Source organism: Bacillus sp. JJ1566 (assembly GCF_036962685.1).
In the GTDB taxonomy this organism is placed as follows: Bacteria; Bacillota; Bacilli; order Bacillales; family Bacillaceae_L; genus Ferdinandcohnia.
Genome location: NZ_JBALOP010000016.1, coordinates 61025 through 73415, shown reverse-complemented (window position 1 = coordinate 73415; position 12391 = coordinate 61025). Strand labels below are relative to the sequence as shown.

The following is a 12391-nucleotide window of genomic DNA, read 5'->3' as shown; positions in this document are numbered from 1 at the left end:
TAGGCACCAAAAAAGATCAGCCAATAAGGTTGGTCTTTTTTGTTTATCGAGTAACCAGAAGAGGAAAAAAAGGCGGAGATTTTCCGGTAAAATGGTATACCGCAAGAGCGTAATCGGTATATCGCTCAACCGAAAAACGATATATGATATACCACAAGACGGCATAATCGGTATATCGCCGGACCCGAAAACCAATAAATGATATACCGCAAACGGCATAATCAGTACATCATCTTGCGTAATCTTCCAACCGATAGACCAAAAAATTTTAGATAAGATCAATCTTTAAAGGCCATATAATTCACCGCGGAACATCCACTAACATTTGTCCCATTTTTTAAAAGCCATCCTTTATTAAATGTTAAATTTTACACATGCAAAATTATCTATATTTTAAATCGGTTTGTTCATGATAAAAATGTCTATATTCCTAAGACCGAAATACTATTCTAAAAAAGAGTCTTCGGAAAATCATAAACTTTTTAGACGAATCGTATAATTATAAAACACTGTCTTTTTTCTTTTTATATAAAGGGGATTTTGATTACCTATCGAATATTTTAGATACAGGATCTTTAGAACAGGGGAGATGTAGCAATGACACATTTTATTGCATCGTTCCAAACTCAGGAATTTTTAACGATGTCGATTCGTATTTTTATGGCAGCGTTATTATGTGGGTTAGTTGGATTAGAGAGAGAGGTCCATAAGCACCCTGCTGGATTCCGTACACATTTATTAGTTGGGGTCGGTTCTTGTTTAATGATGCTGATGTCTATTTATGGATTTCAACCTTATTTGGAGATGAGTACAAATGTCCGCTTTGATCCGGCACGTATACCTTCATATGTGATTAGTGGGATTGGGTTTTTGGGTGCGGGGACGATTTTGGTGAGGGATGCAACGGTTCGTGGGTTAACTACGGCAGCATCGATTTGGGTTGTTGCTGGCTTAGGCCTAATCATCGGGCTTGGGATGTATGCTCCAGCTATTTTAACAACAATTGTAGTTTTACTGAGTTTGATTTTCTTAAACAGATTTGAAGAATTCTTTTTTAAATCCAGAAAACGGAAAGTTGTACATATCATTATTAATGAGGATATTTCCTCATTTTCAGGAATCTTAAAATTATTTAAGGATAATGGTTTTAAGGTAAGGGATTTTAATATTAAGTATTCAAAGGATAAAACGGATAATAATTGCCAATATACAATTGATGTGGAAGTGGCCAGTAAAAATGAACGTTTACGATTGTATGAGGAAATGTCAAAGCAGGAAATGGTACAAAAAATTTTCTAATTTGGTGTTTAGAGGTGTACCAAATTTGGAAAGTATAGGATAGTATAGCATCACAAATGGTAAATGATTGCCTATTCCGACTTTCAATTTCAAATGCGAAACAGTTGAAAAATTAGTGCAGTCATTTTATATTATAATTATAGTCAAATATAGTCAAAGTCAAGGTGAGGTGTGGTCATAGTGAGGAATATATCTGATATCATTGAACATTATTTAAAAAGTGTTCTTGATACAAGTGATCGAGCTATAGTTGAGATTAAAAGAAGTGAGATTGCCGATAAATTTGAATGTGTCCCATCTCAAATTAACTATGTGATAAATACAAGGTTTACGTTAGAGAGAGGCTATTTGGTGGAAAGTAAAAGAGGTGGCGGAGGCTACATTCGGATTATGAGGGTGAAATCAAATGACGACTCTCATTTGATTAACCAGCTCGTACGTCTAATAGATAAAAGAATCTCTCAAACAAGTGCTGAAGATGTCATTTTGCGGTTGATTGAGGAGGAGGTTATCTCGAAAAGAGAGGCGAAGATCATGCTGAGTGTAATTGACCGTTCTGTCTTGTTTATAGAGCTTCCACATCGGGATGAATTAAGAGCAAGAATGTTAAAGGCAATGCTTACATCCCTCATGTATAGGTAAAAAATTAACTTAATCCAGCAAGGTCAACCCCATGCTGAATTAAGTTAAAGCCTCTGGCGGATGCCACGGTTTTTCAAAGGAAACTTTTCGAGCTTAGGATCAAAGACTAAGAACGCCACGTCCTGTGGCAACGTCTTTGTGACCTACCATATTGTAGGCCAAAAAAATCGGACGCAAATACGCCAAGGCGCATTTGATTAAGTAGGAAGGTGTTACTATGATATGCCAAGAATGTAATCAACGCCCATCGACATTTCATTTTACAAAGGTTATTAATGGTGAAAAAACAGAAATTCATATTTGTGAACATTGTGTTCAGGAAAAAAGTGAGATGTTCATGTTTCCAGGCACATCTGGCTTTTCAATAGATAACTTATTAGCAGGACTTCTTCAGTTTGAGCCACATACAGGCTCAAAGCAAAATGCATTTCAACAAAATGAAGTTTTACAATGTGAGAACTGTAAAATGACTTTTCAACAATTTGCAAAGGTAGGTCGTTTTGGCTGCTCAAATTGCTATCCGACCTTTGAAAAACAACTTACCCCAATTTTAAAACGTCTGCATAGTGGCAATACACATCATACAGGGAAAATTCCAAAACGAATCGGAGGCTCCTTCCATATTCGGAAAGAGATTGAACAACTAAAGCAAAAGATGCAGGAATACATTTCGTTAGAGGAATTTGAAAAAGCCGCAGATGTTCGTGACCACGTAAGGGACTTAGAAAAAAAGCTGAGTGGTTATAAAGAAGGGGAGGTTTAATCAATGTCACTTGAGCATTTTATCAATCAAGCCTTAAGTGCTTGGATGAGTCAAGAAGGTCCTGATTCAGATATTGTCTTAAGTTCACGGATTAGACTTGCTCGAAATCTGAAAAATGTGCCCTTCTCAACGGTTTATTCAAATGAAGAGGCCGGGCAAATTGTAGATGTCTTTAAAAAAGGTTTTGTGGGAAAGAGTTTTCCCTCTATTGGAGAATTTGAGTTATTGAAAATGATGGAGCTTCAGCCCGTTGAAAAAAGGGTATTGGTTGAAAAGCATTTAATAAGCCCACATTTAGCTGAAAATTCTCCGTTTGGAGCTTGTCTTTTATCTGAAAATGAAGAAATTAGCATCATGGTTAATGAAGAGGACCATATCCGAATACAATGTTTATTCCCAGGGTTACAATTATCGCAGGCCTTAGAGGTGGCCAATAATTTAGATGATTGGATCGAAGAACATGTTGATTATGCATTTGATGAAACAAGAGGATATTTAACAAGCTGTCCAACAAATGTGGGAACAGGACTAAGAGCATCTGTTATGATGCATCTTCCAGCACTTATCCTTACACATCAAATGAGTCGTATCATTCCAGCAATCAATCAACTGGGTTTAGTTGTAAGAGGAATATATGGTGAAGGCAGTGAGGCGTTAGGAAATATTTTTCAAATATCAAACCAAATCACGCTAGGAAAGACGGAAGAGGATATTGTGGAAGATTTAAAGAGTGTAGTTGCACAGTTGATAGCACAAGAGCGCTCCGCACGAGAAGCACTTTTGAAGACTTCTAATATTCAGTTGGAGGACCGTGTATTTCGTTCTTACGGGGTTTTAGCTAATAGTCGGATCATTGAATCGAAGGAAGCAGCTAAGTGTTTGTCAGACGTTCGATTGGGTATTGACCTAGGCTATATAAAGGATATATCACGAACCATCCTTAATGAACTCATGATTTTAACTCAACCTGGATTCTTACAGGTGTATGCTGGTGGGGCATTAAGGCCAAATGAAAGAGACGTCAGAAGGGCGTCTATTATTCGAGAAAGATTGAAGCTAGAAAAAAATAAGACTACTGACATGGAGGGTGATGGGTTATGATGTTTGGCAGATTTACTGAGCGTGCACAGAAGGTGCTAGCGTTAGCTCAAGAGGAAGCTGTACGATTGGGACATAACAATATTGGAACTGAACATGTATTATTAGGTCTTATTCGTGAAGGCGAAGGAATCGCTGCCAAGGCCTTGCTTGCACTAGGGTTAGGTCCTGAAAAAATTCAAAAAGAGGTAGAAGCCTTAATTGGTCGAGGCCAGGAAGGCTCACAGACCATCCATTACACACCGCGTGCTAAAAAGGTAATTGAGTTATCGATGGATGAGGCACGTAAGCTTGGTCATTCCTATGTTGGAACAGAGCATATCCTCCTTGGGTTAATTCGTGAAGGCGAAGGTGTTGCTGCAAGAGTGTTAAACAATCTTGGAGTAAGCCTCAATAAAGCTCGTCAACAAGTTCTACAATTATTGGGAAGCAATGAGTCATCATCAGGGCATCATGGCGGAGGTTCTGCAAATGCCAATACGCCAACCCTTGATAGCTTAGCACGTGATCTTACGGCGATTGCAAGAGAAGGAAGCCTTGATCCAGTGATTGGACGTAGTAAAGAGATTCAACGTGTAATTGAGGTACTTAGCCGCCGTACAAAAAACAACCCTGTTTTAATCGGGGAGCCTGGTGTCGGTAAGACTGCTATTGCCGAAGGATTAGCTCAGCAAATTATAAACAACGAGGTTCCAGAAACACTTCGCGATAAGCGTGTGATGACACTTGATATGGGTACTGTTGTTGCAGGTACGAAATACCGTGGAGAATTTGAGGATCGTTTGAAAAAGGTAATGGATGAAATTCGCCAAGCAGGCAATATCATTCTATTTATTGATGAACTTCATACATTAATCGGTGCTGGCGGTGCCGAGGGTGCGATTGATGCATCAAATATTTTAAAGCCATCTCTTGCTCGTGGCGAACTGCAATGTATCGGTGCCACAACATTAGATGAATATAGAAAGTATATTGAAAAAGATGCTGCTCTAGAGCGTCGTTTCCAACCAATTCAGGTGGATGAACCAACTGTAGAGGAATCCATTTTAATTTTAAAGGGATTGCGTGACCGTTATGAAGCACACCACAGAGTATCCATCTCTGACGAATCAATCATTCAAGCGGTGAAGCTTTCAGACCGTTATATCTCAGATCGCTTTTTACCGGATAAGGCGATTGATTTAATTGATGAGGCTGGTTCGAAGGTTCGTCTTCGTTCATATACAGCTCCGCCAAATTTAAAGGAGCTTGAACTAAAGCTTGAAGAGGTTCGTAAGGAAAAGGATGCGGCTGTTCAAAGTCAGGAATTTGAAAAAGCTGCTTCATTACGAGATTCAGAGCAACGCCTTCGTGAGCAGTTAGAAGAAACGAAGAAAAACTGGAAGGAAAAGCAGGGTCAAGAGAATTCTGAGGTTACAGTTGATGACATTGCAATGGTCGTATCAAGCTGGACTGGAGTCCCTGTTTCAAAGCTAGCACAAACAGAAGCTGATAAATTACTAAACATGGAAGAGATTCTTCATTCACGTGTAATTGGTCAGGAAGAGGCTGTTAAGGCGGTTTCTAAGGCTGTAAGACGTTCACGTGCTGGTTTAAAGGATCCGAAGCGCCCAACAGGTTCTTTCATTTTCCTAGGACCAACAGGGGTCGGGAAAACAGAATTAGCACGCGCCTTAGCTGAATCTATTTTTGGCGATGAGGATGCGATGATTCGCGTAGATATGTCTGAGTACATGGAGAAACACTCAACATCGAGACTAGTAGGTTCACCTCCGGGATATGTAGGCTATGAAGAAGGTGGCCAACTAACAGAAAAGGTTCGCCGTAAGCCATATTCTGTAGTCCTGCTAGATGAAATTGAAAAAGCGCACCCAGATGTGTTCAATATTTTACTTCAAGTTCTAGAGGATGGTCGCTTGACGGACTCTAAGGGGCGTACGGTTGATTTTAGAAATACGATTTTAATTATGACGTCTAACGTTGGGGCTAGCACATTAAAGCGAAACAAATATGTCGGCTTTGCGCTTGACGATGAGAAACAAGATTATCGAAACATGAAGGATAAAGTAATGGAAGAGCTAAAGAAAGCTTTCCGTCCGGAGTTCCTTAACCGTATCGATGAAACGATTGTCTTCCACTCGCTAGAGAAGAAACATTTGAGAGAAATCGTTACCCTTATGGGAGATCAGTTAACAAAACGTCTGAGGGAGCAAGAGTTCGAGCTTGAATTAACAGAAGCTGCTAAAGACCGAATTGCTGAAGAAGGGTATGATCCAGAATACGGAGCACGTCCATTACGCCGCGCGATTCAAAAACAAATTGAAGACCGTTTGTCTGAAGAATTATTACGAGGTAATATCGAAAAAGGAAAGAAAATTGTAATGGACTTTGATAATGGAGAATTCGTGATCCATACGAAAGAAGCCGAAGAAACAAAGGCAATAGTGAAATAAAAAAGCAATTGTAAGAGAGGTATACATCAATAGTCGATTCGTGTATACCTCTTTTTTTCAAAGGAAAGGATTAATGTCAATGGCAAAAACAAAGACAAAATTTACCTGTCAATCCTGTGGCTATGAATCACCAAAATGGATGGGAAAATGCCCCGGATGTGGTGAGTGGAATTCATTAGTCGAGGAAACTCTACATAAACCAGCTAGAAAAGGTGCTTTTGCTCATTCAAGTCCCACAGTTCAACGCAAGCCTTCACCAATCACTTCGATCGAGTCAGTAAATGAACCTAGGATGTATACAACAAACAAGGAATTTAATCGAGTTCTTGGCGGCGGAATCGTCCAGGGTTCACTTGTTTTAATTGGCGGTGACCCAGGTATCGGGAAGTCTACCTTGCTGCTTCAAGTATCCTCACAAATAGCCAAACAAAACAAAGTTTTATATATTTCCGGAGAAGAATCCGTCAAACAAACGAAGCTAAGGTCTGACCGTCTAGGGGTTTCCTCTGATCAATTGTATGTTTTAGCAGAGACAGACCTTGAATTTATTTCCCAGACAATTACCGAGTTAAATCCATCCTTTGTTGTTATTGATTCCATTCAAACCATTTATCACCCTGAGGTTACCTCTGCTCCCGGAAGTGTTTCCCAGGTGCGAGAATGTACAGCGGAGTTAATGCGAATTGCGAAGACTAACGGGATTGCCATTTTTATCGTGGGTCATGTTACGAAAGAGGGGAATATCGCAGGTCCGCGTTTACTAGAGCATATGGTTGATACCGTTCTTTATTTTGAAGGGGAACGTCATCATACGTATCGAATTTTACGTGCTGTAAAAAACCGTTTTGGTTCAACGAACGAAATGGGTATTTTTGAGATGAAGGAAACCGGTCTTGAAGAAGTTGCGAACCCTTCTGAAATCTTTCTTGAGGAACGTTCAGCAGGTGCTGCAGGTTCAACCGTTGTCGCTTCAATGGAGGGTACACGACCCGTTCTTGTTGAAATTCAAGCATTGATATCACCATCTAGTTTTGGTAATCCACGCCGTATGGCAACTGGTATAGACCATAACCGGGTGTCTTTATTAATGGCTGTATTAGAAAAACGAGCAGGGTTTCTCCTGCAAAATCAGGATGCATATTTGAAGGTCGCAGGTGGTGTAAAGCTAGACGAACCAGCGATTGATTTAGCGGTTGCCTTGAGTATTGCTTCTAGCTTTAGAGATCAATCGACTAATCCAGCAGATGTCATTATTGGAGAAGTTGGTTTAACCGGAGAAGTAAGACGTGTTTCACGAATTGAGCAGCGGGTCCAGGAAGCGGCAAAGCTTGGCTTTAAGCGAGTGATTCTTCCTGAACGAAATTTAGGCGGTTGGTCCATTCCAAAGGGAATCGAAGTTATAGGTGTGAGTGATATTAGGCAAGCCATTCAACATACACTAGGAAAATAATCTAAAATGGCATGTTAAAAAATTCATTCAAAATGAAACATTTTTATTTCTTTATTCGTATAGTAAGTGTGAAATAGATGGACATCCATATTTCCATAATATCGCCAAGAAAAATAATTTTTTACCGAAGAAGTAATAATTTTGTTAGGATTTAAAAATAATATATGAGTAGCGCTTTACACATCTATGTCATTCTGTTTACATTTTGAAAAAAGCTATTTATTGTAGGTTTCAATTATTATAAAGTGTTTATAATGATAATGAATAGGAGGAGGTGAAGGAATGTTAAAACGTATTGTGCAGCTCTTTTTTCTAATCGTCGGAGGTATGATTGGAATTGTTTATCTACCGGATTTATTGAAGCTGTTAAATATCGACAATATTCCATATCTAAATAATTCATATACGCTTGCGATTTTAGGTGCTATTATATTATTTATTGTTACTTTTTGGTTAGTAGATTATATTGTAGGGTTAATTAAATGGCTTGAAGAGTCATTGATCAAAGCTCCTGTTACAGATGTTTTATTTGGAAGCTTAGGCTTGATTTCGGGACTAATTGTTGCGTTTTTAATTGTGATTCCATTAGACCGTATTTCATTTTCGGTTGTTAATACAGTGCTTCCTATCTTCATTACCCTGCTTTTAGGATATTTAGGTTTCCAGGTTGGTTTTAAAAAGCGGGATGAGCTTGTGAACTTATTCTCTATTAACCGAGCAGGTAAGAAGAAAAGCTTAGAGGAAGAAGAAGTAAACCCGCAAGCGAAAAAACTTAAAATTTTAGATACAAGTGTTATTATTGATGGACGTATCGCGGATATATGCCAAACCGGATTTCTTGAAGGAACAATCGTCATTCCTCGGTTTGTGTTAGAGGAACTTCAGCATATTGCCGATTCTTCAGACGTGTTAAAACGAAACCGCGGTAGAAGAGGACTAGATATTTTAAATCGAATTCAAAAAGAACTATCAATCAAGGTTGAAATCTACGAAGGCGATTTTGACGATATTCAAGAGGTTGATAGTAAGTTAGTCAAGCTTGCGAAATTAACGATGGGTGTAGTCGTGACAAATGACTTTAACCTAAACAAAGTGTGTGAGCTGCAAAATGTGGCAGTGTTGAATATTAATGATCTTGCGAATGCGGTGAAACCAGTGGTATTACCTGGTGAAGAGTTAAGCGTTCAAGTCATTAAGGATGGAAAAGAGCATAATCAAGGTGTCGCATATTTAGATGACGGTACGATGATTGTAGTAGAAGAGGGCCGTGATTATATCGGGAAGCGCATTGATGTCCTTGTAACGAGTGTTTTACAAACATCAGCGGGTCGAATGATTTTCGCAAAGCCAAAATTACTTGAGAAAGCATTATAAGGGGCGTTACGGGGTGGATTATCAGGTTGTAATCCCTGCGGCAGGACAAGGAAAAAGAATGAACGCAGGAAAGAATAAACAATTCATCGAATTGGCATCAATTCCAGTTATTATTCATACATTACGAGTTTTTGAACATGACCCAATGTGTTCTGGAATTATTTTAGTCATCAATAAGGATGAACAGCGCATTTTTGAAGAGTTGGTCCAAACGTATCACATCAAAAAGGGTATTTCTTTCATACAGGGTGGCGGTGAGCGCCAGTATAGTGTCTATAATGGCTTGCAAGCAGTGAAGAATACAGATATTGTGTTAGTTCATGATGGTGCAAGACCATTCCTGAAACGAAAGCATGTTCATGAGCTAGTTAATGTAGCAACAAAAAAGGGTGCAGCCGTGCTAGCGGTTCCCGTAAAGGATACAATCAAACGTGTCTCTCATGATTTATATGTAGAAGAAACAGTTGAACGTTCTAGCTTGTGGGCCATCCAAACCCCACAAGCTTTTCATGTTTCTATCTTACAAGAAGCTCATAAGTTGGCTAAAAAAGAAGCGTATCTTGGTACAGATGAAGCTAGTCTCGTTGAAAGAATCCCAAAACAAGTATATATTGTTAAAGGCGATTACTTAAATATAAAACTAACAACACCAGATGACTTAGTATTTGCGGAAGCGATTTTACAAAGCTGGACAAACTAATAGAAAAGTGCAAGGTGCGCTTATCGGCGACAAGCATAAATTGAGCGCTGACAGAAGGTGCCTTTTACCTTCCGAAGCGATTGGCTAGACCATAGAGCCGATGGCACCTGGAACTAGACAACAAAAAACTATTTAAAAAGGGGGAATACCCATGTTTCGTATTGGACAGGGCTTTGATGTTCACAAATTGGTTGAAGGCCGCCCGTTAATTATTGGTGGAATTACCATTCCATATGAAAAAGGATTACTAGGACATTCGGATGCAGATGTGTTACTTCACACCGTGTCTGATGCCTGCCTTGGGGCGATCGGAGAAGGAGATATAGGCAAGCATTTTCCAGATACTGACCCGAATTTCAAGGATGCTGATTCTGCAAAACTTCAAGAGCATGTATGGAAATTGGTAAAGGAAAAGGGCTATAGACTTGGGAATATCGATTGCACGATTATTGCTCAAAAACCAAAGATGGCTCCATATATTGAACAAATTAGAGCCCGGGTTGCCCAGTTGCTAGAAGCAGATCCAACACTCGTGAATGTGAAAGCGACAACGACTGAAAAATTAGGCTTTACTGGTCGTGGCGAGGGAATTGCCGCACAGGTGGCGGTCTTGCTCCAAAAGGTAGATAACTGATTCAAGTATTGTGTTAAAATATCTAAAAGATACTATGCGTTGTAACGGAGGGTACTTTAATGTCAAATAACGTACGTGTGCGCTATGCACCAAGTCCAACAGGACATTTACATATAGGAAACGCAAGAACGGCCTTATTTAATTATCTATATGCAAGAAACCAAAACGGAAAATTCATCATCCGTATTGAAGATACAGACAAGAAACGAAATATTGAAGGCGGCGAAGAAAGTCAGCTGAAATATTTAAAATGGCTTGGAATCGATTGGGATGAAGCACCGGATGTTGGTGGCGAGTATGGGCCATATCGTCAATCAGAACGTAATGAGATTTATCAAAAATATTATACGGAGCTTCTTGAAAAAGGACTCGCTTATAAATGCTATTGTACAGAAGAAGAAATTGAACAAGAACGTGAAGAGCAGATGGCACGTGGTGAGACACCTCATTACTCAGGAAAATGCCGTCACTTAACTAAGGACCAACAGGAAGCTTTAGTAAGTGAAGGAAGACAGCCAAGTATTCGTATCATTATTCCTGAAGGGAAGGTCTACACGTTTAATGATATGGTAAAAGGTGAAATTTCTTTTGAATCTGAAGGCATGGGCGATTATGTAATCGTGAAGAAGGATGGGACTCCAACTTATAATTTTGCAGTAGTTATTGATGACCATCTAATGGAAATTTCACACGTATTACGCGGGGAAGACCATATTTCAAATACTCCAAAGCAAATGGTGGTATATGAAGCACTTGATTGGAATATTCCAACGTATGCACATATGACATTAATCGTAAACGAAAACCATAAAAAGCTTAGTAAGCGTGATGAATCGATTATTCAATTTATTGAGCAATATGAGGAACTTGGATACCTGCCTGAGGCCTTATTTAACTTTATTACGTTATTAGGTTGGTCACCAGGTGGAGAAGAAGAGCTTCATACAAAAGAAGAGTTTGTTGATATTTTTGATCCGGCACGTCTATCTAAATCACCGGCTGTATTTGACACAAATAAGCTTAAATGGATGAACAATCAATATATGAAAAATATTGATCTTGATCGCTTAGTTGAGCTTTCATTGCCACATTTAATCAAAGCAGGAAGATTGAGTGAGCCATTAAGTGATGCTGACAAGCAATGGGCACGCGACTTAATTGCCCTGCACCAAGAAAAGATGAACTATGGTGCGGAAATCGTTGAACTCACCGGTCTTTTCTTTAAGGATGAAGTAACACTTGAGGAAGATGCGAAGGAAGTTCTTTCAGGTGAGACTGTTCCTGAAGTATTAAAGGCCTTTTTACAAGAGGTTGAAAGTCTTGAAACATTTGGTGCCGATGAGATTAAGGCAGCCATTAAAGCCGTTCAAAAAGGAACAGGGCAAAAAGGGAAGAACCTTTTCATGCCAATTCGTGCAGCTGCAACTGGTCAGCTTCATGGTCCCGATCTGCCACAAGCGATTCATCTTTTAGGAAAAGAAAAAATTATTTCTCGCCTAAAGAGTTTAATTAGTTAACATCTGGCTGAAAATGTAATATAGTATAGTTAAATAAATTTATATTGTAAAAGTGTTGATAAGGAGAGTAAATAAGTCATTTACTTTAAAGTATTTGCGAAAACGAAGCAGATACGAACAGAGAGAACCATCACCGGCTGAAAGTGGTTTAAGGAAAATACTTATTGAAATGCACCTTTGAGTCTTTTATCGAACCGTCAACGAAGTAGATAAAAGCGGCGTCTCACCGTTAAGAGATTAAGTTGAGGTAATGTTCGTTATCATTACCTAAACAGAGTGGAACCGCGTGAACGTAGCGTCTCTGTGTTTTATACACAGGGGCGCTTTTTATTTTATCGAAAAAGGTAATGTCTAGCTTCAGCGCCTAGCCCCTCGAGGTCACAAGTCAATCGCTTCTGAAGGTAAAAAGCACCTTCTGTCAGCGCCGGTCTTGTGCTTGTCGGGGCTGAGCAAGGCGCCTG

The 12391-nt window shown here is 39.3% G+C and carries 10 protein-coding genes and 1 other annotated feature; all 10 genes read left to right on the top strand.

Annotated elements, in window-relative coordinates:
• Window positions 1-597 precede the first annotated feature (597 nt).
• The 10 genes from V7112_RS08305 (at window position 598) to gltX (ending at window position 11930) form a co-directional block, all read left to right on the top strand.
• Entirely contained in the window at window positions 598-1299 is a 702-nt protein-coding gene (locus V7112_RS08305; protein WP_335417605.1) for an MgtC/SapB family protein, read from the top strand.
• A gap of 180 nt (window positions 1300-1479) precedes the next feature.
• Window positions 1480-1941, top strand: coding sequence for a CtsR family transcriptional regulator (locus V7112_RS08300; RefSeq protein ID WP_335417602.1), 462 nt, complete (start codon window positions 1480-1482; stop codon window positions 1939-1941).
• Window positions 1942-2158: 217 nt separating this feature from the next.
• The gene (locus V7112_RS08295) at window positions 2159-2704 is read left to right on the top strand and encodes a UvrB/UvrC motif-containing protein (RefSeq protein WP_335417601.1); all 546 of its coding nucleotides are present in this window, start codon (window positions 2159-2161) and stop codon (window positions 2702-2704) included.
• A 3-nt stretch (window positions 2705-2707) separates the two neighbouring features.
• Window positions 2708-3805 (top strand): protein arginine kinase, encoded by a 1098-nt coding sequence (locus tag V7112_RS08290; RefSeq protein ID WP_335417599.1) that lies wholly within the window; start codon window positions 2708-2710, stop codon window positions 3803-3805.
• Entirely contained in the window at window positions 3802-6255 is a 2454-nt protein-coding gene (gene clpC, locus V7112_RS08285; RefSeq protein ID WP_335417597.1) for an ATP-dependent protease ATP-binding subunit ClpC, read from the top strand. Before V7112_RS08290 ends, clpC begins: the two co-directional genes overlap by 4 nt.
• 79 nt (window positions 6256-6334) lie before the next feature.
• Window positions 6335-7705 (top strand): DNA repair protein RadA, encoded by a 1371-nt coding sequence (gene radA / locus V7112_RS08280; RefSeq protein ID WP_335417595.1) that lies wholly within the window; start codon window positions 6335-6337, stop codon window positions 7703-7705.
• A 282-nt stretch (window positions 7706-7987) separates the two neighbouring features.
• Entirely contained in the window at window positions 7988-9079 is a 1092-nt protein-coding gene (locus V7112_RS08275; RefSeq protein ID WP_335417593.1) for a PIN/TRAM domain-containing protein, read from the top strand.
• A 13-nt stretch (window positions 9080-9092) separates the two neighbouring features.
• Window positions 9093-9779 (top strand): 2-C-methyl-D-erythritol 4-phosphate cytidylyltransferase, encoded by a 687-nt coding sequence (ispD, locus tag V7112_RS08270; protein ID WP_335417591.1) that lies wholly within the window; start codon window positions 9093-9095, stop codon window positions 9777-9779.
• A 151-nt stretch (window positions 9780-9930) separates the two neighbouring features.
• Entirely contained in the window at window positions 9931-10413 is a 483-nt protein-coding gene (ispF, locus tag V7112_RS08265; RefSeq protein WP_335417589.1) for a 2-C-methyl-D-erythritol 2,4-cyclodiphosphate synthase, read from the top strand.
• A gap of 59 nt (window positions 10414-10472) precedes the next feature.
• Window positions 10473-11930, top strand: coding sequence for a glutamate--tRNA ligase (gene gltX, locus V7112_RS08260; RefSeq protein WP_335417587.1), 1458 nt, complete (start codon window positions 10473-10475; stop codon window positions 11928-11930).
• Window positions 11931-11976: 46 nt separating this feature from the next.
• Window positions 11977-12236 (top strand) — a binding site (T-box leader).
• Window positions 12237-12391: the final 155 nt, after the last annotated feature.